Source organism: Paenibacillus sp. AN1007 (genome assembly GCF_040702995.1).
Taxonomy (GTDB): domain Bacteria; phylum Bacillota; class Bacilli; order Paenibacillales; family Paenibacillaceae; genus Paenibacillus.
Genome location: NZ_CP159992.1, coordinates 5,795,001 through 5,818,646, shown reverse-complemented (window position 1 = coordinate 5,818,646; position 23,646 = coordinate 5,795,001). Strand labels below are relative to the sequence as shown.

Below are 23,646 nucleotides of genomic sequence, written 5' to 3'. Positions count from 1 at the left end.
GCAGGATCTGATACTTCTATTCTATCATCTTTTTCTCCATAATCCTATGTTTACCTATTCTTTAAAGTCTCCTAATTTTCCTGCTTTCTTTGATGAATATCCGGAAGTTTATACCTATATTATTTTACGCAAATTGGAATCTGGACGTCCGCTTTAGATATTCTGTGATAATACAACTCGGACACTTCTGTTTATTGAGTTTTGATAGATTTCTTGTTTTGCTAGAGAGAGATAGTTATATGCCTTTGATTAAAACTATTCTTCACGAATTTAGAAAGCTTGCGCTCAGAAAGTTCCGCTTTATTTAGGTATAAGTCCTCTTTACTTTGGTGCAAAAAGAATGAACCATTCAATTTAGAAAATTCATATCATCATATTTATAGTTCTGATTCTAATCTTCTCTCCACCCTGATCTGCTCAAATTTAATTATTTTGTGGTAAAACAAAAAAAGGGATGTTTCACGTGAAACATCCCTTTTTTCTGATCCTTATACTTTAAAACATGATTTGATCCCTTATCCAGTTGTCCATAATGCCCCTAAACAAGTGGCGTTTTAAGCGGAGTCCCTGGTTTACGGGGATACTTATGGGGTGTCTTATCAAATTTCTGTATCAAAATGATATGACGTTCCGATTCCTCTACCGGTAGCTGGAATGGATGAACTGCCTTCACCCTTCCTTTCAGCTGATTAAAGCTGTATTCTGCTTCCTTCATTTCATCACGCGGGTCTCCACCCTTCATGGCAGCGAACATACCGCTTTTACGTACAAAAGGAAGACAGAATTCATTCAGCACAGCCAGCTTGGCTACCGCACGAGCAGTAACCAGATCATAGCTGTCCCGATATCCTTCTTTACGTCCCAATTCCTCCGCACGGCCATGGATCAACTCTACCTGTTCAAGACCAAGTGTATCGACCACATGCTGCAGAAAACCAATCCGTTTATTCAATGAGTCAATAATCGTAAGCTGGATATGAGGAAAACAAATCTTCAGCGGCAGCCCTGGGAATCCAGCACCCGACCCAATGTCTGCCAGTTTGTTCACTTTGGTCATATCCGTATAAAATGCCAGCGATACCGAATCATAAAAATGCTTCGTATAAACCTGCTCACGATCGGTGATACCGGTAAGATTCATTTTTTCATTCCAGGATACCAGCTCTTTATAATACAGTTCGAACTGTTCCAGTTGGAGCTCGCCAACTTCCAAACCATGCTCCTTCAAGCGCAGCTGCAGCTGCTGTTGAATATCGTCCATTATTGTCCCCTTGCTGCGGTAACGCGATTATAATGCTCCAGATAGACGAGCAAAATGGAGATATCCGCTGGTGTAACGCCTGCAATACGGGATGCCTGACCAATTGAAATCGGGCGAATCTTTGCCAGCTTCTGCTTGGCTTCCATCGCAAGTCCATGAATCTCATCGTATACGATCGTATCTGGAATTTTCTTTTTCTCCATTTTCAGCAAACGTTCCACGTGGATCAACTGTTTCTCGATATAACCGGCATATTTAATTTGAATCTCAACTTGTTCCTTCATATCCGCAGTCAGTTCCACTTCGGAAGGAGATACCTGCTCGATCCAGTCATAGCCGATCTCCGGGCGGCGCATCAGATTGAGAAGTGTGCTTCCGTCCTGAATCGGAGTTGAACCGATCTCCTCCAGTTTGGCGTTAACCTCAACAGGGCGAACCTTTGCCTCTTTGAGACGTACAATCTCCTGCTCCACTTTTGCTTTTTTATCCAGGAAAGCCGCATAACGTTCTTCGGTAATCAGTCCAATGTCATGACCAATCTCTGTAAGACGCATATCTGCATTGTCGTGACGGAGCAGCAGACGATACTCGGCGCGAGATGTCAGCAGACGATACGGTTCATTCGTACCTTTTGTAACGAGATCATCGATGAGTACACCAATGTAACCTTGGGAACGATCAAGCACAATAGCCTCTTTGCCCTGTACTTTACGTGCTGCATTGATACCAGCCATGACCCCTTGACCCGCTGCTTCCTCATATCCCGATGTACCATTAATCTGACCTGCTGTGAACAGTCCTGGCAGGCGTTTAGTCTCGAGAGATGGCCACAGCTGCGTGGGAACCATCGCATCATATTCGATCGCGTAACCATTACGCATCATTTCGACCTTCTCCATACCTGGAATTGAGCGAAGAACAGCAAGCTGTACGTCCTCTGGCAGACTTGTAGATAGACCTTGTACATAATACTCGGATGTATTTTTGCCTTCCGGCTCCAGGAAGATTTGATGTTTCGGCTTATCGCTGAAACGCACAATTTTGTCCTCAATGGATGGGCAGTAACGCGGCCCTGTTCCTTCGATCACCCCAGAGAACATCGGCGCACGATGCAGGTTATCATTAATAATCTGATGTGTCTCTACTGAAGTATAGGTCAGCCAGCAGGGTAGCTGCTCATTCGTGGAGGATTTTGTCTCATAGGAAAAGAATTTCGGCTCGTCATCGCCGGGCTGGATTTCGGTTTTGCTAAAATCAATCGTATCCTTATGCACACGCGGGGGTGTGCCTGTTTTGAAACGCACAAGCTCGAAGCCCAGCTCACGCAGATGCTCCGACAATTTAAGCGATGGCTGCTGATTATTAGGTCCGCTCTCGTACATCAGCTCACCCATAATGACTTTACCCCGCAGGTATGTGCCGGTTGTCAGAACTACTGCTTTGGCACGATACTCTGTACCTGTTTGGGTAACAACACCAACGCACTGATCATTTTCAACAAGGAGGCGATCCACCATGCCCTGACGCATTGTCAGATTTGGTTCTTTCTCCATCGTTTCCTTCATTGTATGCTGATAAGAGAATTTGTCAGCCTGTGCACGCAGTGCATGAACTGCGGGTCCTTTCCCCGTATTCAGCATTCGCATCTGGATAAACGTTTTATCGATATTCCGTCCCATTTCTCCGCCAAGTGCATCAATTTCCCGTACAACGTGTCCTTTTGCCGGTCCCCCTATGGATGGGTTACAAGGCATGAATGCCACCATGTCAAGGTTGATCGTAATCATCAGCGTCTTGGAGCCCATCCGGGCTGCTGCAAGCGCCGACTCTACACCGGCGTGTCCTGCACCAACGACGATGACATCATAACTGCCGCCATCAAAAGCCATGTTTATTTCCTCCTTATTTTGCTTTTATCTATATAAAACCAAACTTCCTGGCAACAACATCATTCCATCCTTTGACAACGGGCAGAAATTGTACCTTTCCATCATACACGACAAATCCCATGATTGTACGGTATATGATTTACTTTCCTAGACAGAACTGGGAGAAAATTTGATCAATTAAAGCATCATGAGCTGTATCTCCCACAATCTCTCCCAGCTGCTCCCATGCCAACCGAACATCAATCTGAATCATATCAATCGGAACAAACTGATCGGCTGCTTCATACGCATCGATCAGTGATTGCTTCGCCTTCTTCAGCAGGGCTATATGACGAACATTGCTGACATATGTCAAATCTGCAGATTCCAACTTTCCACTGAAGAACAGTGTTGAGATGGCTTCTTCCAATCGATCAACACCCTGATCATCCTTTACTGACATCGGAACAAGCCGCTCCTCAGGAACATAACGAAGCAGGATGTCTCGGTCAATCTGAGGCGTTAAGTCCATTTTATTCATAATGATAATTGATTGTCTACCGCGGATTTGTTCCAGTAATTCGATCTCATCCTGGTGGAGCGGCTCAGCCGCATTGACGACCATCAGAATTAAATCTGCATCGTTCACAGCAGAGCGCGAACGTTCTACCCCGATCTTCTCAACGACGTCCATCGTCTCCCGAATACCTGCAGTATCGAGCAGCTTCAAAGGGATATTGTTAATGGTAATAAACTCTTCGATAACATCCCGCGTTGTGCCCGGAATATCCGTGACAATGGCCCGATTATCTTGTGCAAGTGTATTCATTAGAGAAGATTTACCGACATTAGGCCTTCCGACAATAGCAGTTGTAATACCTTCGCGTAAGATTTTACCTTGTTCCGCCGTCGTCAGCAATTTATCGATTTCAGTCATAACTTCGCTGGATTTTTCCTTAATAAAATCGGATGTCAAGGATTCCACATCATGTTCGGGGTAATCGATATTGACTTCAATGTGAGCCAGCGTCTCAACCAGTGTATGTCTCAGATCACGCAGTTTGGAGGAGAGCTTGCCTTCTACCTGCTTCAGCGCTACCGAGAATGCACGATCCGATTTTGAACGAATAAGATCCATGACGCCTTCCGCCTGAGACAAGTCAATTCGCCCATTCAGAAAGGCCCGCTTGGTGAATTCACCCGGTTCAGCGAGACGGATATTGAGCTGCAGCAGCAGGTCCATTACCCGTTTAACGGATACGACCCCACCATGTGCACTAATCTCGACTACATCCTCTGTGGTGAATGAACGAGGCGCACGCATCACCGTTACCAGCACCTCTTCTACTTTTTCTCCACTGACGGGATCGATAATGTGGCCGTAATGGACTGTATGGGATGATGCCTGGCTCAACGGTGTTTTGCTGCGAAAAATTTTCTCCGTCTCTGCTACTGCATCCGGCCCGCTGACCCGAATAACAGCAATGCCGGCTTCACCGACCGCTGTAGATATCGCGGTAATCGTATCGCTAATCATTATGATCTCTCCTGACTTCTCTATAATCAATGGTCATCCAGCCTTTGTTCTGGCGAATGCCAACATGTATTCAATTCTAATAGGACAGCAGCAAATTAAATTTAAAATTTTCAGCTTAATCCTAACCTGCATTTATTCATTGAAATCCATTATCTCTAGTTAAAGGTACAGATGATTCTTTCATCGTTTTTTTATAATTATGACTTGTGTCAAATGTTAAGGAACAACAAATATAATGTAGAAACTTAGCTTCTGTACGAAAAAAGCAATGGCTTCTGCATCGTGCAGGAAGCCATTGCGTCTTCAATTGCGTGTTATTTCAACGTAATAACCACACGCCGATTGGGCTCCTCGCCCTTACTTAATGTCTTAATCTGCGGGTGATTTTGCAGCTTGGCATGAATCACTTTACGTTCAAGCGGCGGCATCGGTTCAAGAACAACTTCCTTGCCTGTGCGGATGGCTTGTCCAGCTAATCGTTCAGCTAAATCCTCCAGCGTTTTCCGCCGGCGCTGACGGAAATTTTCGGCGTCAAGTACGATGCGTACGAAGCTTTCCGAGTAGCGGTTAGCCACGATATTGGTCAGATATTGAAGAGCATCCAGCGTTTGTCCACGTCGTCCAATAATCATACCGAGGTCTTCTCCGGAAATATTGAAAAGATGGCCATCCCGCTGCTTTTTGATATGCACTTCTACATCCAACCCCATACCTGCCGCAACTTCTTTCAAAAATGCAGCCGCTTCTTCATAGGGATTATGGACTGCTGCACCCTCAAGTACTGCATCAATCTCGGCTTCAGGTGCGGCTGGTTTGATCGGCTGTATTACAGCTTCAGGTACTGGCAGCAGCTTTACTTCAACTTTGGCAGCCTTCACCCCGAACAAACCCAGGAATCCTTTTGACGGCTGCTCTAACACTTGTATCTCGACCTTGTCCCGGCTTACGCCAAGCTCAGCCAATCCTTGGTTTACAGCATCTTCAACGGTTTTTCCTGACGTAATGACTTTGGTCATTTCGATTTTTTGGCCCCTTTCGACCCTTTCCCAGAGACAGTTGCTCTGCCACCGTTTTTGCGTTTAGCTCCATTTTTGGAAGAGCTGCTCTGCTTCACGTTGACCTCGGCCACAACTTTATCATTATTCCGGTAAAGGAAATAGTTTTGCACGATCGTGTAGATATTACTGTAGAACCAGTAAAGCGGCAGGGCTGATGGGAACTGATACGACATAACGAAAATCAAAATCGGATACACCCACAGCATGAACTGCATTGGACCAATTTGCTGTGAAGGATTCATACGCATCATCATCCACGTTTGGATAAATGTTGTGATGGCGGCCAGCACTGGCAAAATAAACAGGTGGTCCGGTGCTCCAAGCTGAAGCCATAAGAAATCATGGGTTCTTAGACTGGAGTTTCCGTAAATGGAGTTATAAAGTGCGATGTAAATCGGCATCTGAATCAGAAGCGGCAGACAACCCGCCATCGGATTAACTTTGTTCTCCTGAAACAGCTTCATCGTTTCTTGCTGGACTTTCTCAGGTGTATCTTTATACTTGGCTTGAATCTCCTTCAGCTGCGGCTGAATGGCCTGCATTGCTTTGGAGCTGCGGACCTGTTTCATTGTTAGTGGCAAAATCAAAGTCCGGACAATAAGCACCATCACAAGGACAGCTAGTCCATATTCACCGCTAAACCAATTGGCAAATGTATCGAGCGCCAGTGAGAACCAGTACACAACATTGGCCTGCCAAAAAGAATCACTATTCTTCAGATCTTCCGTTGTAACCCCGGCACCTTGCGGAGTACACCCGGCGAGTACAGTGACCATTGCAAGGATTGCAATGAGGAGAATCCACTTCCCCTTAGATGTCTTCAATCGCGACACTTCATAACCCCTCTCTTAACCATTCCATTCCACCGTAAATCATACCATAATTAGGAGGACAAATAAACCGAAGCTTACCGCTTGCACGACTTCAAAAGTGAGGCTTTACGCAGCACATGCAGCAGACTTTTTTCCATTTCCTTATAGGACATGTTGAGTGCCCCTTTGCGAACAATGAAAATTAAATCCATCTGCGTAACAATCTCCTGCTCATGATGACGTACAATTTCCTTGATCATGCGTCTCATCCGGTTACGCACGACAGCGTTTCCGATTTTTTTGCTGCATGATACGCCCACCCGGAATTGTTCCGTATCTTTACGGCGGCAGCCATACACCACGAATTGATGATTGGCAAACGATTTTCCATACCGATATACGCGGCTAAAATCCGCCCGGTTTCGCAGACGCAATCTTTTATACACGGCGCTTCTCCTTGCTGTCCCCCATCCACGTAGTTGACGGAGGCCTCATTACTGATTTAGTATAGACTTTCTTGATCGACGGTAAACCGCCCGGCTGACAAATATATATAAGGTAAGTTTCCGAAAAAGGGAAACATCATCAACACTAACGACTGGCTGGCTGACCAGCTTCTTTAGAGCCTGACTAGGGATGAATCGCACAGTAAAAAGTTTGAATCATCCCGACTTAAGAAAAAAAAGACCACCTCGGTGGTCTTCAGATGCATTAAGCACTCAGGACTTTACGGCCTTTCAGGCGACGTGCAGCCAAAACTTTACGGCCGTTTTTCGTGCTCATTCTTTTACGGAAACCATGAACTTTTTTACGTTTGCTAACGTTCGGTTTGAATGTAGGTCTCAATGTATTGCACCTCCTTACAAGGAAATACTTATGTGATGAATCCTTTTCATCTTCACAGAAAACACCTTTATATATTTAATCATGTTCATTTGGAAAAGTCAACTGTAAAGCTCCGCCACTCTCCCTCTTTTTCATATGCTTTCCAGCGTCCTACATTAATCCTGATCCAGCACGGCTCTTTTCTCCCCGACACGACCCAAAAAAACAAAAAAGTTATCCCCAATTTTTCAATTCACTCTTGTTCCATTCATCCATTTCGGGTTATCCACATTCGGGCATCAGACTGTAATTCTTCTATATCTGTTTGAAGTTATTCACATGTGGATAAAAAATATTAGATTAGGTTTAGTAAAAAACGCTGGGCATTGTATCCGCTTTAATGTGAAGGTTTACAAGATTTTAAGAAAGGTGTAGGATGAAAAATATCTTGTATACAAGTATACCTACTGCATTTATGGACCTTGTCTTTATTTTCGTACAGTGTACTTAAGTAACTATTGGGCTTAATCGTATCAAGAATAGAACACGATTCGTCGATGAACTGGTCACAACATCAAGTTGTAAACTTGAACCTGAGCGCAGCGCTTAAGCTTCAGCCGCATCCTGATACAGATCTGATACTGCAATGAATAGGCGGCAGTGCTGGGCTGACAAACATTATGCTATGATCATACTGTAAGGAATATTTAATTAGGAGCGTTAGCCATATGCAGTTTCCATCTTCCTGGCTTCAAGGGGCATCTCGCGGTGAAGCCATCGCATGCGAGTTAAGGCTGAGAATTATTAACGGGACACTCAAGCCTGGAGAAATATTGTCCGAAAATCGAATTGCTGCCGATTTCGACAGCAGTCGCTCGCCTGTTCGCGAAGCGCTAAGAACATTGTCTAATGAAGGGCTGATTCGCCTTGAACGGATGGGTGTTGTGATCCTTGGCCTGAATATGAAGGATGTCGAAGAACTCTATGATGTCCGTTTTCTTATTGAGAGCTTCGTGCAGCAGCGGCTGGCGGCTGATGTGCCTCCATTGTTAATCACACAGCTGGGCAATATTATCGACAAAATGCAGCTTGCGGGGAAACATCAGGACGCTGTCGAATTCGCCTATCAGGATCTCACGTTTCATGAGACGATCGTCGAGGCAGCAGGACATTCCCGCATATCGCATCTATGGAAGAGCATTCGATATGTAGTCATGACGGTTATGCTGCTCACCACACGCAGAGTGTTCGCTCAAGGTGATTCTAAAGTAAGCGCTGTAATCGATAAGCATCGCTCACTTGCTGCAGCCCTGCAATCGGGCGATAAGCTTCTGATCCAAGCCGGTGTACGTACCTATTTTAAAGACTCGGGTCAGACGCTGCATGAAAGCTTTGAGCTCTGAAGAAGTCATGTAAATGAGCACATCACTGCTGACAGCCTGTGAAGTGGAGTTGAAATTGCAGCCCTTAGCCGGCATCAGGTTTATAATTTGAAGCAGCAGTTTGGTGACCATACAGCTCGCAATCAATCCAGAGTGAATGATTGCCGTCCAACTTGTCGACAAGTATACAAAATGCGATTTCTTTTATTTTGGGGCAAGCTAAAGCTGATTTCTCCTATTTCATGTTAGTCTACAGTCTTGATAAGCAGACCACCATTGTTGAAGCAGGACACTGCGTGCTGAGAGCTGCATGCAGTACGGAAATCTTAAATTTTCTATTACATGTAAGCGTTTATATCCATCAAAAAGGAGTAATTACATCATGAGCACTATTTTCGGATTATCCCATAATACCTCACTGCTGGTTTGGACATTGATCACCATCATCTTCCTGATCCTATTAATCTCCAAATATAAGTGGAACCCGTTCATTACCCTTTTATTATCTGCATTAATGCTTGGTTTACTTGCTGGAATGAAACCTGCTGATGTGATTTCATCTATTACCAGCGGATTAGGCGGCACATTAGGCACGATCGCCATCGTCATCGGACTAGGTACCATGCTTGGTAAAATGATGGCTGAATCTGGAGGAGCGGAGCAAATTGCAACCACCCTTGTAGACCGGTTTGGTGTGAAGCGAGTGCACTGGGCGATGATGATTGTTGGATTTATTGTGGGTATACCCGTGTTCTTCGAAGTAGGCGTTATCCTCATGATTCCCATTATTTTTACCGTGGCCCGTAAAACCAACATGTCCTTACTACAGATTGGAATACCTATTCTGGCTGGTTTATCAACGGTACATGGACTTGTTCCGCCGCATCCGGCACCGATGATTGCGATTGAAGCCTTCAACGCGGATCTGGGGAAAACAATTCTGTACTCTTTAGTTGTAGGTATCCCTACTGCAATTATTGCTGGACCTGTATTTGGTAAATTTATTGGCAAAAGAATTCACACCGAACCACCAGCTGAACTCGCTGAACAGTTCTCGGCTGCGAAAAACAGCAGTTTGCCCGGATTTGGTATTACGCTGTTTACTATTCTGCTGCCAGTCATTCTGATGCTGATCGGCTCGATTGCGAACATTGTTGATCCTGATGCAGTAAGTGGCTTTACTGTCTTTAGTGCATTTATCGGCAATGAGATTATTGCGCTCTTGATCTCTGTTGTCTTTGCCCTCTTTTCACTCGGCTTTGCCCGTGGGTTCACCAAACATGATATTTCCCGCTTCACCAGCGAGTGTTTGGCACCTACAGCTACCATTATTCTCATTATTGGTGGCGGTGGAGCTTTCAAGCAGGTGCTGATTAACAGCGGGGTTGGTGATGCCATTGCAGCATTCGCCACAAATGCACACATTAACGTCATTCTGTTTGCTTGGCTTGTAGCTGCCCTCATTCGTGTTGCCACGGGTTCAGCTACGGTTGCCATGACTACAGCTGCTGGAATCGTTGCTCCGGTACTCGCTCTTACACCAGGAGCTAACATTGAGCTGGTTGTACTTGCTACAGGCGCAGGGTCACTTGTTCTGTCTCATGTGAACGATGCGGGCTTCTGGATGATCAAGGAATTTTTCAATATGAGTGTGGCACAGACCCTCAAGACGTGGACCGTTATGGAAACACTACTTTCTGTGGTCGGACTGATTTTTATTTTGCTGTTGAGTACAGTCGTATAAATGAAAGCTCTCATCATTTTCTCATGATAAAAAAGTGTTAAAGAAAGAAGGATCGATGTAATGGCCAACTATATGATTGGAATCGATATCGGCACAACCAGTACCAAATCCGTGTTATTCACAGAGCAGGGCGAAGTAATCACCACATCTACTCAGGAATATCCGCTCTATACTCCTGCACCGGATGTTGCAGAACAAGACCCCGAAGAGATTTTACAAGCAGCCGTACGCTCTGTATACGGAGTAATGATTCAGAGTGGAGTTTCCGCTGACCAGATTCTCTTTGTCTCCTGCAGCTCAGCCATGCACAGTGTCATTGCCATGGATCAACAGGGCCATCCGCTTACGCGCTGTATCACTTGGGCAGACAATCGAAGTGCTCCCTGGTCAGCTAAACTGCAGGAAAACGGTGTCGGCCATCGGATCTACCTGCGAACAGGCACCCCCATTCATCCCATGTCACCCCTGACCAAATTGATGTGGATGCGCCATGACGAACCTGAACTGTTTCAGCGCACGGCTAAATTTATTTCGATTAAAGAGTACCTGTTCTTCCGTCTATTTGGACAATATGTTGTCGATCATTCCATTGCTTCCTGCACTGGGCTGCTCAATCTCGAAAAGCTGGACTGGGATGAGGAAGCGCTGGACATTGCAGGCATTACACCGAATCAATTGTCGAAGCTTGTACCGACTACTTATACAATAGAGGGAATGCATCCCGAATGGGCTGAAAAAATGGCACTCTCCCCTTCTACGCCCTTTGTGATCGGCGCAAGTGACGGGGTGCTGTCCAACCTTGGTGTTAACGCCATCCAGCCAGGTGTTGTTGCAGCAACCATCGGTACCAGCGGAGCTATTCGTACCGTGGTTGATCGACCGATAACAGACCCGAAAGGACGAACGTTTTGTTACGCGCTGACCGAAAAACTCTGGGTCGTCGGCGGACCTGTCAATAACGGCGGCATGCTTTTCCGCTGGGTCCGGGATGAGTTCGCGGCTTCCGAAGTGGAAACAGCCAAGCGCCTTGGCATCAACTCCTATGATGTATTGACCAAAATAGCCGAACGTGTTCCGCCCGGTTCGGAAGGGCTGCTGTTCCATCCGTACCTTTCGGGCGAACGTGCTCCTCTCTGGAATCCGGATGCACGCGGGTCCTTTTTTGGCCTGACCCTTCACCACAAGAAGGAACACATGATTCGTGCAGTACTTGAAGGGGTTATTTTCAATCTTTATACCGTTCTGCTCGCAATGGAAGAACAGATCGGACAGCCCACCTCCATTCAAGCTACGGGTGGTTTTGCACGCTCACCGTTATGGCGGCAGATGATGTCCGATATCTTTAATCAGGAAGTAGTTGTGCCTGAAAGCTTCGAAAGCTCTTGTCTCGGCGCGGTAGTTCTGGGTCTTTATGCCACAGGACGAATCAAGTCCCTTGATGCTGTTTCTTCTATGGTAGGTACAACTCATCGGCATAAACCAGTCAAAGGACATGCCACCCTCTACCAGGAACTGCTGCCGATCTACATTCGTATTTCACGCAAACTGGAAGAGGAATATGCTGATATCGCAGCTTTCCAACGTAAAGTGTCTAAACATCTTCTGTAAGCAGAGGAAGGCCCCGCAGCCCAAAATCGGCTGCGGGGCCTTCCTCTTTTTGATCACATTTCCCGTCTAACTGTATGTACAAAGACACATCTGCTTCTATATAAGCACCTCTGACACTTCCACGCCACCTATTCATTCCTATTCCTCAACCTATTATGATGAAGCTCGCAAGAACAGCACCCTGTAAAATCAATCTCCCTCTACTACACCGCAGCACCTCATGAGGTAGATACCCATCCCTTGCATCTGCTCATTTCTCCACCTATCTACTTTGATTTCAGTTTCTGTTATCCACAGCAAGGTTATTCACATTCCGGGATCACTTTTGCACACAATTTAGCAGCTTTCGACGGATATCCTGTGTATAAAATATTTGGCCCCCTTAGGTCATGCTGTCGAAAATTAAACAATTTATAAACAATATATTGTGTTGTGACTAAAAATTATACACAAGTTATTGAATTTGTGGATAAAATCTCGCCATACGTTGAAATGCGGGGCTTCTTTTGCTATGATTGTATTACTTTTGGATGTGAATATGTGATCTGACCCATAATATTATCAACAGCCTGTGGATAAAGTTGTGAACAATTTTCCGTTGTTCCTTCTTTTTTTGTTTTTGAACTGCGGGGGTTTGGGGATAAATTCCGGCAATATATCTCGAATTTCGACACTGCATCATGGCTTAAGCCACACTTGGAACATGTAAAAGGAGTGACAGTCTGTGGACAGCCATACTTCTGATTTATGGCAGCAAATTTTATCAATCATACAAAACAAACTCAGCAAACCCAGCTTCGACACCTGGTTCAAAGCAACCAAGGCAACCAAGCTGAATGATCAGACCATCGTCATCTCCGCCCCAACCACGTTTGCCGTCGAATGGCTGGAGAGCCGTTACACCAAACTGGTCGGTTCGACGGTCTATGAGCTGCTTGGCAAACAGGTCGATGTGAAATTTGTCATTGAGGAGAACAAACCTGTAGAGCCTGACCCGCAGCTGCCGGCGCCGACGCCGACGGTCGTTCAGGAAGAAGCCGTGCTCAGCATGCTGAATCCAAAATATACGTTCGATACCTTTGTCATCGGGCCGGGCAACCGTTTTGCCCATGCCGCATCGCTGGCGGTCGCTGAAGCGCCCGCCAAAGCCTACAACCCTCTTTTTCTATATGGAGGCGTAGGACTCGGCAAGACCCACTTGATGCATGCGATCGGACATTACATTTTGGAACATAATCCGAGCAGCAAGGTTGTTTATTTGTCATCTGAGAAATTCACGAACGAATTTATCAACTCCATTCGTGATAATCGCGGGGAAAGTTTTCGCAATAAATACCGGAGCGTAGATATTCTGCTAATTGATGATATTCAGTTCCTGGCCGGAAAAGAATCAACACAAGAGGAATTTTTCCATACGTTTAATGCGCTGCATGAGGAACGGAAGCAGATCATCATCTCCAGCGATAGACCACCAAAGGAAATTCCAACCCTGGAGGAGCGACTGCGCTCCCGGTTTGAATGGGGATTAATTACGGATATTCAGCCTCCGGATCTGGAGACGCGGATCGCGATTTTGCGTAAAAAGGCGCGTGCGGAGAACCTGGATATTCCGAATGAAGCGATGATGTATATCGCAAACCAGATCGATACAAACATTCGGGAACTCGAAGGGGCCCTGATTCGTGTCGTTGCTTATTCTTCACTGACCAATCAGGACGTAAGTTCTCATCTGGCTGCTGAAGCTCTGAAGGATATCATTCCTTCCAGCCGTCCCAAAATGATCACGATTCAAGACATCCAACAAAAGGTCGGCGAGTACTACAGCTTGAAGCTTGAAGATTTCAAAGCACGGAAACGGACAAAGGCTGTTGCTTTTCCGAGACAGATTGCCATGTATCTCTCTCGTGAACTGACAGACTTTTCTCTGCCCAAGATCGGGGATGCTTTTGGAGGACGAGATCATACCACGGTCATTCATGCCCATGAAAAAATCTCCCAAGCGATCAAAAACGATCAGGATCTCTATAAAGTTATCAACAACTTAACCGAAAAAATTAAGAATCCAACCTGAACAAGTCCCAAGCCTATGCACAACGTGTACACATGTGGATAGGCTTAATTTTATGGGTTTAACCCCAGTTATCCACATATTCAGTGCCCCTATTACTATTATTACTATAAAGATCTAAAGATATCTTCTCCAAAAAGCCGTTGCAAAGCTCAGCCTTCGGCCTTTCTAAAAACACCTTTTGAATACCATATCCAAACCAGTGAACGTCCAAAAAATCCGCTAGGAGTGAAATCATGAAAATCAGCATAATGAAAAGTTATCTCAACGAATCCATTCAGCAAGTATCCAAAGCCATTTCCAGTCGTACGACGATTCCCATTCTGAGCGGTATCAAGTTCGACGTGAATCACCAAGGTGTGACGTTGACAGCAAGTGACACCGATATTTCCATTCAATCCTTTATCCCGCTTGAAGAGGGAGATAAAAGTGTTGTGCAGATCGATCAGCCAGGCAGTGTTGTTCTGCCAGCCAAGTTTTTCGTGGAGATCATCAAGAAACTGCCTTCGCAGGAAGTGCACATGGAGGTTAAAGAGAACTTCAACACCTTTATCTCCGCAGGTGCAACGGAAATCCAACTGGTTGGTCTGGATCCGGAAGAGTTTCCGGTACTGCCAAGCATTGAAGAGAATCAAACGGTCTCCATTCCAGGAGATTTACTGAAAAATATGATTAAACAAACGGTGTTCTCCATTTCCACTCATGAAACGACACCAATTCTGACAGGTGTACTGTGGAGCCTTGCAGATAATGAGTTGAAATTTGTGGCAACGGACCGCCACCGTCTTGCTACTCGTTCGGCAATGCTGGATAATGCAGAGGGTATTCGTTTCAACAACGTTGTTATCTCTGGTAAAACGCTGAACGAATTAAGCAAAATTGTTCCCGATCAAAATACACTTGTGGATATCGTAGTCGCAGACAATCAGGTATTGTTCAAAATAGACCGGGTGTTGTTTTACTCTCGTATTTTGGATGGGACATATCCGGATACTTCTAGAATTATTCCGACGTCATACAAAACAGAACTTGTTTTGGACACTAAAAAATTAAGTGAATCGATTGACCGGGCTTATTTGCTGTCGCGTGAGGAAAAAACAAATATTGTGCGTATGCAGACGATGGACTCCGGCACGATTGAAATATCCTCCAGTTCCTCCGAACTGGGTAAAGTTAGAGAAGAGATTGAGCCAGCTGAATTTACAGGTGATCCGCTCAAGATCTCGTTTAACTCCAAATACATGCTGGATGTGCTGAAAGTGGTGGAAAGTGAGCAGCTGATGATTGCTTTTACCGGCGTTATGAGCCCGATCATTCTGAAACCGCTGGACGACAGCCACAGCCTGTACGTCATCCTGCCTTACCGGACGACCAACTAACGAAAGGAAGATCATACGATGAAGCAAGTATCGATTCGTACGGAATATATTAAGCTTGACCAATTTTTGAAACTGGCAGACTGCATCCCTACTGGAGGTATGGCCAAAGCCATCCTGCAAGAAGGGCTTGTACGTGTGAATAAAGAGTCTGAGGAACGCCGTGGAAGAAAGTTATACCCTGGGGATATCGTTGAGGTAGACGGAGAAGGCACGTTTGAAGTGGTTGCAGAGTAGAAAACCAAGGTGCAGTCCTGCTGCCTCCTGACGAACGGGATAAAAGGGAGGTTACCGCGTGTTTGTAAACAGCATAGAGCTGCAGCAATTCCGCAATTATGAACATCTGAAGCTGGATTCATTTGGTCCTGTCAATCTGTTGATTGGACAAAATGCACAAGGCAAGACCAATCTGGCCGAGGCTATTTTTGTGCTTGCACTCACCAAGAGCCACCGCACCTCCCGAGATAAGGAATTGATTCACTTTGGTGAAGAACGGTCAAGGCTTATGGCCGAAGTCGACAAAAAGTACGGAGCGGTCAAGCTGGAACTATCCTTGTCGCAGCAGGGCAAAAAAGCCAAGATTAACGGCCTGGAGCAGCGAAAATTAAGTGATTTTGTCGGATCGCTCAATGTGGTGATGTTTGCCCCCGAGGATTTGGAGATTGTCAAAGGCACACCGGGGGTTCGCCGCCGGTTTCTTGACATGGAGATCGGACAGGTAGCTCCGGGTTATCTTTATCATCTGCAGCAGTATCAGAAAGTACTGGTGCAGCGGAATAATCTGCTCAAGCAGCTGTGGGGAAAAGGAGATTCATCCCAAGCAATGCTGGAGATCTGGAACGAGCAGCTTGCAGAACACGGTGTTAAAATCGTCAAAAAAAGGAAACAATTCATAAAGAAACTGCAAAAGTGGGCCGAAACGATCCATCAGGGCATTACCGGAGGCGGAGAAGTCCTGCGCCTGGCCTATCTTCCCTCGTTCAGCGAAGCCGCTGAGGAAGATGAAGCTGTCTTAATGGAGCAATTTATGATAAAATTATCACAAATGAAAGAGCAGGAGATTCGCCGAGGCACAACGCTGAGTGGGCCGCATCGGGATGACCTGTCCTTTTTCATTAACGAACGGGAAGTACAAACGTATGGCTCTCAGGGGCAGCAGCGCACAACGGCGTTGTCTCTTAAGCTTGCGGAGATCGAACTGATTCATGAAGAGATCGGAGAATATCCGGTGCTGCTGCTGGATGACGTATTATCCGAACTTGACCCTTTTCGTCAGACCCAGCTGATTGAAACATTCCAAAGCAAGGTACAAACCTTTATTACCGCTACGGGAATTGAGAGCCTGAACGTTGACAAGCTTAAAGACGCCAGTATCTATCACGTTCATGCCGGACAGGTGGAACGCTAAGGAGTGAGGGCTTATGTACATTCATCTGGGCGGTGAGAAGATCATCCGTTCTTCCGAGTTAGTTGCTATTTTTGATATATCGATTGAAAAATCCTCTAAAATATCCAAGCAGTATGTTACACATGCAGAACAGGAAAAAACAGTCGAACATATCGGTGAAGAGGAAGCAAAGTCCATCGTGGTGACGAAAAACATCGTGTATTATTCACCCATTTCCTCGGCCACGCTGAAGAAGCGGGCTCACCATTTCCCTGATTTGTAGCGGAACGTCAAGAGAGAACTTCGATGTCTGCTCATATTCTTAAGTTAACGCATATTCAAGATATTGAATCTATAGAAGTAGGTGAAAGGCATGTCTATGAATCAACCGTCATATGATGCGAATGAAATTCAGGTCCTTGAAGGACTGGAAGCCGTACGTAAACGTCCGGGGATGTACATCGGTTCCACCAGTGCCAAAGGTCTGCATCATCTGGTCTGGGAAGTAGTGGACAACAGTATCGATGAAGCGCTGGCGGGTTACTGTGATCATATTGAGATCAGCATTCATGAAGACAACAGTGTAACCGTTGTGGATAATGGACGCGGTATTCCGGTTGGCGAACATGCCAAAATGAAACGTCCAGCTCTGGAAGTCGTTATGACTGTTCTCCATGCAGGGGGTAAATTTGGCGGTGGCGGATACAAGGTATCCGGCGGTTTGCACGGTGTAGGTGTGTCTGTAGTTAACGCGCTTTCTGAAAAAGTAGTGGTTACCGTTAAACGGGACGGTCATATTCACCAGCAGGAATACCGCCGTGGTGTTCCGCAGTATGACCTGAAAGTGATCGGTACAACCGATGAGACAGGGACAACCGTGACGTTCCATCCCGATCCCGAAATCTTTACAGAAACAAAAGTATATGATTACGAGACACTGCTGACACGTGTTCGCGAGCTGGCGTTCCTGAACAAGGGCATTGGCCTGACTCTGACGGATGAGCGTACAGGTGCTACCAACTCCTTCATGTACGAAGGCGGGATCATTGAGTATGTTTCCTTCCTGAACCAGAAGCGTGAAGTGCTGCATGAGAATCCGATCTACGTTGAAGGTTCAAGGGATAATATTCAGGTGGAGGTTGCACTGCAGTACAATGATAACTACACCGAGAATATTTATTCTTTTGCCAACAACATTAATACCCACGAAGGTGGAACGCACGAGTCCGGTTTCAAGAGTGCACTTACACGGATTATTAATGACTATGCCCGTAAAGCTGGTGTAATCAAGGATAGTACCGGCAACCTGTCTGGTGACGATGTACGGGAAGGATTAACAGCTATTATTTCGGTCAAAATTCCAGAACCGCAATTCGAAGGACAGACCAAAACGAAGCTGGGGAACAGTGAAGTACGCGGTATTGTGGAATCTTTGTTTGCAGAGAAGCTGCAGGAGTTCCTGGAAGAGAATCCTTCCGTATCTCGTCGTATTTTGGAAAAAGGCCTTCAGGCTGCCCGTGCTCGTGAAGCAGCTCGTAAAGCCCGTGAACTGACACGCCGTAAAGGTGCGCTTGAAGTCAGCTCCCTCCCGGGGAAACTGGCAGACTGTTCATCCAAGGATGCTTCGATCAGTGAACTATACATCGTCGAAGGGGACTCTGCCGGCGGTTCAGCCAAACAGGGTCGTGATCGTCACTTCCAGGCAATTTTGCCGCTTCGGGGTAAGATCCTGAACGTAGAAAAGGCACGCCTTGACCGTATTCTCGGCAATGCCGAGATTCGTGCGATCATCACAGCGATGGGAACAGGAATCGGCGATGACTTCGATATTTCCAAAGCACGTTATCACAAAATTATTCTGATGACTGATGCCGATGTCGATGGTGCCCACATTCGGACACTGCTGCTGACATTCCTGTATCGGTACATGCGCAAAATTATTGAAGCAGGTTATGTGTACATTGCACAGCCGCCGCTCTTCAAGATTGAGCGTAACAAAGTCATCCGTTATGCAGGCTCCGAGAAAGAGCGTGACGAGATCATTGCTTCTCTGGGTGAGAATGCCAAGTTCAATATTCAGAGGTACAAAGGTCTTGGCGAGATGAATGCCGGACAGCTGTGGGAAACAACTATGGATCCGGAAAGCCGCACGATGCTGCAGGTATCGATCAGTGATGCGATGCTGGCAGATGCCATGTTTGATACACTGATGGGAGATAACGTCGAACCTCGCCGTGACTTTATTCAGGAAAATGCAAAATACGTGAAAAACCTCGATATTTAATTGAGTTGCGAAGAGGCGCCTGCGAGGGCGCCTTTTTATATTATAGGCTAGGGAGTCTGCAGCTGGATATCACTTGGCAGTCCTGCGTTTAGCTGTAGAAGCACGCACTTTCGAAGTTGTTTTTTTCGATTTTCTTTTTTTGGAGGGCAGGCGCCCATAAGCAATGGCATAACGTTTGATCTTGCGGTAGGCATCTTTATCCGGGAGCAGGCCGAAAGCATAGATGCCTGGCAGTGTATTCACCTCCAAGATCCAGGGGCGTCCTTGTTCATCCAGAGCAATATCGAGCCCGATTTCTTTAAGTCTTGGAAATGAGCTTTGCAGCTGCACTGCAGTATGAATGCCGAGGCGATAAAGTTCATGTTTTAGCTTCTTATATTCATCCCTTTTCAAATGCGGGAGTACAAGTTCTTCGAATGTCGCCAGACGGCCGCCTCCGTGAATATTGGTGATAATTTTTCCCGGCGCAGCAACCCGTCCTACGATACCTGTGGTTTCCCAGTTGTTCTGCAGGTTCTTCTGGGTTAATACACGCAGGTCAAAAGGTAGGTTCTCATGCTTCATCAGTGGAATGCCTTGTTGAATGATGTAGTCACGTTTCCCAATGCGTTCGTTCAATACGTTTTCAAGTTCATCGAGCGAATGAAAGACTCGTTCTTCCGTTCCTTGTTGAAGATGATAGGTCGTAATTTCGAGCATAACCGGATGATTTTGTTCTGATTTGCCAGAATCGGATGAGGCTGCTCCTTCGGACCCTTCATCACTCTGTGCATCTGTGGGCGTATCTTCAGATGGAGGAGCTGCAAGCGTGGTTCGATTTGTTTTTACCCGCATCACTCCATTACCATACGTTCCCCGGTCCGGCTTGATATAATTCGCTGGGAATAACTCGGTCATTCGCTCCAGCGTTTGCCGGCTGTACTTTCGGGTCACAGGTATATATTCATTTACATGGCGACTGCGCTGTAAAACAGCTGTTTTGGCCCATTTGCTGGAGACGCGCTGGATACCCAATATGCATCAGTCCTTTCTTGATTTGATCGCTTATTCTGAGAGGCTGCACGTAGAAAATCAAAGGACAAGAGACGATTTCAGTGGTATAATAGAGGAATATGGCGATTTGTGCTGCCAGCTGTTAAGGCTGTAGTTTGATTGCCCGGCGGGAACGGCTCTAGCCTTAATTGGACAGGTACATATGCCGCTTTTATAGCATTGTATGTACAACTGGAGAGGAAGGCAGGGCGAATCCCCAGATACGCTTAAGTTCCCGGAAGAAAGGCTATTGCCCAGAGGACGTTTAATTGTGTAACTTTTGTGAAAGTAATATAATAAAGAGTAGCGTTCTTGCGCGGTTTTAGCCTTGTTAGGCTTTTCACATATATTAATTTTTTCGAAATGATTGAATGGGAACGTTTGTTGAAGGACAAGAAGGAGGTCCAGCATGGCGGAAGAAATGAACTCGCAGATTAAAGATCGGGATATTGGCGTCGAGATGCGCGAATCGTTTATGGATTATGCGATGAGCATCATTGTGAGCCGTGCCCTGCCGGATGTGCGTGATGGATTGAAGCCGGTTCACCGGCGCATTCTGTATGCAATGTCGGAGCTTGGCATGACACCTGATAAACCACATAAAAAATCAGCCAGAATCGTCGGCGAAGTTATCGGTAAGTATCACCCTCATGGTGACTCTGCGGTATACGAGACGATGGTACGGATGGCTCAAGACTTCTCCCTGCGTTATATGCATGTGGATGGTCATGGTAACTTCGGTTCAGTCGATGGTGACATGGCTGCAGCGATGCGTTATACCGAGGCACGTTTGTCCAAAATTGCGATGGAAATGCTCAGAGATATCAACAAGGATACGATTGATTTCCAACCGAACTACGATGGTGAAGAGAATGAACCGGTTGTTCTGCCGTCTCGTTTTCCTAACTTGCTTGTTAATGGTGTCGGCGGGATTGCCGTAGGTATGGCTACCAATATTCCTCCTCATAATTTGGGAGAAGTTATTGACGGCGTACAGGCTATGATCAAAAATCCAGACATTACATCCATGGAACTGATGGATTATATTCAGGGACCAGACTTCCCTACATCCGGATATATTCTGGGCCGTTCAGGCATCCGCCAAGCGTACCAGACTGGACGCGGCTCGGTAACGATGCGTGCCAGAACGAATATCGAAGAGAACAACAACAAAGCACGTATCGTCGTTACAGAACTTCCGTATCAGGTGAACAAGGCAAGGCTCGTAGAGAAGATTGCTGAACTGGTTCGTGACAAAAAGATCGACGGTATCACCGACCTGCGTGATGAATCTGACCGAAATGGTATGCGAATTGTAATTGAGCTTCGCCGTGATGTTAACCCAGGCGTAGTGCTGAATAATTTGTACAAGCATACATCGATGCAGTCTACGTTCGGTATTAACATGCTGGCGATTGTGAATAAAGAACCGAAGATTCTGAATCTGCGTGAAGTGCTCTATCACTATCTGCAGCATCAGATTGAGGTCATTCGTCGTCGTACTCAGTTTGAGCTGAAGAAAGCGGAAGCTCGTGCTCACATTTTGGAAGGTCTGCGTATTGCTCTGGATCACATCGATGAGATCATTGCATTAATCCGTTCATCCAGTAATACAGATGCAGCTAGAGAAGGTTTGATTGAGCGCTTCTCACTCAGCCATGATCAGGCTCAGGCTATTCTGGATATGCGTTTGCAGCGCCTGACAGGTCTGGAGCGTGAACGGATCGAGAACGAATACAATGAATTGATGGTCAAAATCCGCGAGTATCGTGAAATTTTGGCTAATGAACATCTTGTACTTGAGATTATCAGTACGGAGCTGCAGGAAATTCGTGAGCGTTTTGGTGATGATCGCCGGACCGAGATCACGGTGGGAGAAGAAAGCATTCTGGATGAGGATCTGATTCCACGTGAAGAGGTTATCATTACGATTACCCATACGGGTTACGTGAAACGTCTTCCTGTATCAACATACCGCAGCCAGAAACGCGGAGGACGCGGCGTTGTAGGGATGGACACGAAGGATACCGACTTTGTCGAGCATCTTTTTGTAACCAATTCTCACAATTACCTGATGTTCTTCACGGATAAAGGTAAGGTATACCGGTTGAAAGCTTACGAGATTCCTGAGCTTGGACGGACAGCACGTGGAACACCGATTATCAATCTGATTCAGATTGAGCAGGGAGAATCCGTCAATGCCGTAATTCCAGTGCAGGAATTCGAGAGCGACAAGTATCTGTTCTTTGCAACACGTCAGGGCGTGGTGAAGAAGACGCCGCTTGAGGATTACACGAACATCCGTAAGGGCGGTCTCATCGGTATTTCTCTGCGTGATGATGACAGCCTGATCGATGTGAAGCTGACGGATGGGCAGCAGGAGATTATCATGGGTACAGCTCATGGGATGTCCATCCGTTTCTCCGAAGGCAATGTACGTTCTATGGGACGCAGCGCTACCGGGGTTAAAGGTATCACACTTGATGATCAGGATGCAGTTATCGGTATGGACGTTGTAGATGCTGATCTGGATGTTCTGATCGTTACGGCCAAAGGGTACGGTAAACGTACACCGGTCAGTGACTATCGGATGCAGACCCGTGGTGGTAAAGGGATCAAGACGATCAATGTTACCGAGAAGAACGGTGCAGTCGTCAGTCTCAAAATGGTTAAAACCGAAGAGGATCTCATGATTATCACGTCCAGTGGTACATTGATTCGGATGAGTATGGACGGCATCTCTACCATGGGTCGATATACACAGGGTGTGAAACTGATTCATATTCGTGAGGACGATGCTGTGGCTACCGTTAGCCGAATTGATAAAAATGAAGAAGAACCAGATGAAGATAGTGTTGAAACATCCGAAAACGGCGTATTACCTGGTACAGAGTCAAGTCTGGAAGAAGGTATGGCGTCTGAAGTTGAAACGGATGATCAAAATGAAGATTCAGGCTCAGAAGAATAATATAAACATCGTTGTTTATCCCATGGTTAAGAAGATGGAAAACAGGATGCAGAAGGCTCCCTTAGTGGGAGTCTTTTTGATATCTATAAAGAAATGATGAATTGCCTCAAAATCTAAGATGTACAGCCTGTTTTCTGAGTAATATAATGGGAAATAACATGAGAAACCGGGACTATGGTCTTGTATTGTCATCATCTTAAGAAGAACGGTGAGTGAGGGGAATCAATATGGGATTAATCACCCTGTCAGAAGTCAAGCCAGGATTGAAATTGGGAAGTGATGTGCAGACTTTGCGCGGCAATGTGCTGCTTCATAAGGGGAAAATCATTTTACCCAAAGATATGGAAGTGCTCAGGGCATTTATGATTCATCAGGTAGATATTGAACAAGAGAGAACCGCAGTTGGCAGTATAAGCTCCAAGGGGGCATCTGGGGC

The 23,646-nt window shown here is 46.0% G+C and carries 19 protein-coding genes (1 of these 19 cut by a window edge); 11 read left to right on the top strand and 8 right to left on the bottom strand.

The features are described from left to right. Window positions 1–538: 538 nt before the first annotated feature. From rsmG to rpmH, 7 genes are all read right to left on the bottom strand, one after another. Window positions 539–1,261 carry a 16S rRNA (guanine(527)-N(7))-methyltransferase RsmG gene (gene rsmG, locus ABXS70_RS26195; protein ID WP_342553565.1) on the bottom strand — a complete coding sequence of 241 codons (723 nt, stop codon included), beginning with the start codon at window positions 1,259–1,261 and terminating at the stop codon, window positions 539–541. After that, the gene (gene mnmG, locus ABXS70_RS26190; protein WP_342553566.1) at window positions 1,261–3,150 is read right to left on the bottom strand and encodes a tRNA uridine-5-carboxymethylaminomethyl(34) synthesis enzyme MnmG; all 1,890 of its coding nucleotides are present in this window, start codon (window positions 3,148–3,150) and stop codon (window positions 1,261–1,263) included. The genes rsmG and mnmG overlap by 1 nt, the downstream gene beginning before the upstream one ends. A 139-nt stretch (window positions 3,151–3,289) precedes the next feature. Next, entirely contained in the window at window positions 3,290–4,666 is a 1,377-nt protein-coding gene (gene mnmE, locus ABXS70_RS26185; protein ID WP_342553567.1) for a tRNA uridine-5-carboxymethylaminomethyl(34) synthesis GTPase MnmE, read from the bottom strand. 314 nt (window positions 4,667–4,980) lie between these two features. Further along, window positions 4,981–5,682, bottom strand: coding sequence for an RNA-binding cell elongation regulator Jag/EloR (jag, locus tag ABXS70_RS26180; protein WP_342553568.1), 702 nt, complete (start codon window positions 5,680–5,682; stop codon window positions 4,981–4,983). Then, on the bottom strand, window positions 5,679–6,557 hold the full coding sequence (locus ABXS70_RS26175) for a YidC/Oxa1 family membrane protein insertase (RefSeq protein WP_342553569.1): 879 nt from the start codon (window positions 6,555–6,557) through the stop codon (window positions 5,679–5,681). The genes jag and ABXS70_RS26175 overlap by 4 nt, the downstream gene beginning before the upstream one ends. 74 nt (window positions 6,558–6,631) lie before the next feature. Then, complete coding sequence (gene rnpA / locus ABXS70_RS26170) at window positions 6,632–6,982, bottom strand: ribonuclease P protein component (protein ID WP_342553570.1); 351 nt, start codon at window positions 6,980–6,982, stop codon at window positions 6,632–6,634. Between the two features lie 265 nt (window positions 6,983–7,247). Beyond that, window positions 7,248–7,382: a 50S ribosomal protein L34 gene (gene rpmH / locus ABXS70_RS26165; protein WP_019914530.1), complete on the bottom strand. Its 135-nt coding sequence runs from the start codon at window positions 7,380–7,382 to the stop codon at window positions 7,248–7,250. 707 nt (window positions 7,383–8,089) lie between these two features. On the opposite strand from rpmH, the gene ABXS70_RS26160 reads away from it, so the two are divergent. From ABXS70_RS26160 to gyrB, 9 genes are all read left to right on the top strand, one after another. Further along, entirely contained in the window at window positions 8,090–8,764 is a 675-nt protein-coding gene (locus tag ABXS70_RS26160; RefSeq protein ID WP_342553571.1) for a GntR family transcriptional regulator, read from the top strand. Window positions 8,765–9,125: 361 nt separating this feature from the next. Continuing rightward, a complete protein-coding gene (locus ABXS70_RS26155; RefSeq protein ID WP_366292027.1) occupies window positions 9,126–10,487 on the top strand; it encodes a gluconate:H+ symporter in 1,362 nt (453 codons plus the stop codon). A 60-nt stretch (window positions 10,488–10,547) separates the two neighbouring features. Further along, window positions 10,548–12,095 (top strand): gluconokinase, encoded by a 1,548-nt coding sequence (gntK, locus tag ABXS70_RS26150; RefSeq protein WP_342553573.1) that lies wholly within the window; start codon window positions 10,548–10,550, stop codon window positions 12,093–12,095. Between the two features lie 724 nt (window positions 12,096–12,819). Next, a complete protein-coding gene (dnaA, locus tag ABXS70_RS26145) occupies window positions 12,820–14,166 on the top strand; it encodes a chromosomal replication initiator protein DnaA (protein ID WP_342553574.1) in 1,347 nt (448 codons plus the stop codon). 233 nt (window positions 14,167–14,399) lie between these two features. Then, entirely contained in the window at window positions 14,400–15,542 is a 1,143-nt protein-coding gene (gene dnaN, locus ABXS70_RS26140) for a DNA polymerase III subunit beta (protein ID WP_342553575.1), read from the top strand. Window positions 15,543–15,560: 18 nt separating this feature from the next. Beyond that, entirely contained in the window at window positions 15,561–15,776 is a 216-nt protein-coding gene (gene yaaA, locus ABXS70_RS26135; RefSeq protein ID WP_272038174.1) for a S4 domain-containing protein YaaA, read from the top strand. A gap of 58 nt (window positions 15,777–15,834) precedes the next feature. Next, window positions 15,835–16,947: a DNA replication/repair protein RecF gene (recF, locus tag ABXS70_RS26130; RefSeq protein WP_342553576.1), complete on the top strand. Its 1,113-nt coding sequence runs from the start codon at window positions 15,835–15,837 to the stop codon at window positions 16,945–16,947. Between the two features lie 13 nt (window positions 16,948–16,960). After that, complete coding sequence (gene remB, locus ABXS70_RS26125; RefSeq protein ID WP_090923610.1) at window positions 16,961–17,209, top strand: extracellular matrix regulator RemB; 249 nt, start codon at window positions 16,961–16,963, stop codon at window positions 17,207–17,209. Between the two features lie 90 nt (window positions 17,210–17,299). Next, window positions 17,300–19,210: a DNA topoisomerase (ATP-hydrolyzing) subunit B gene (gyrB, locus tag ABXS70_RS26120; RefSeq protein ID WP_342553577.1), complete on the top strand. Its 1,911-nt coding sequence runs from the start codon at window positions 17,300–17,302 to the stop codon at window positions 19,208–19,210. A gap of 69 nt (window positions 19,211–19,279) precedes the next feature. Here the strand turns inward: gyrB and ABXS70_RS26115 are convergent, their stop codons facing one another. After that, window positions 19,280–20,224, bottom strand: coding sequence for a YheC/YheD family protein (locus ABXS70_RS26115; RefSeq protein WP_342553578.1), 945 nt, complete (start codon window positions 20,222–20,224; stop codon window positions 19,280–19,282). Between the two features lie 427 nt (window positions 20,225–20,651). Between ABXS70_RS26115 and gyrA the strand changes: the two genes are divergently transcribed. Beyond that, window positions 20,652–23,210, top strand: a complete 2,559-nt coding sequence (gene gyrA, locus ABXS70_RS26110; protein WP_342553579.1) for a DNA gyrase subunit A — start codon at window positions 20,652–20,654, stop codon at window positions 23,208–23,210. A gap of 227 nt (window positions 23,211–23,437) precedes the next feature. Beyond that, window positions 23,438–23,646 carry the beginning of an HD-GYP domain-containing protein gene (locus ABXS70_RS26105; protein WP_342553580.1) on the top strand. Its footprint extends 910 nt past the window's final position, so only the first 209 of its 1,119 coding nucleotides appear in the window; the start codon lies at window positions 23,438–23,440; its stop codon lies beyond the right edge, outside the window.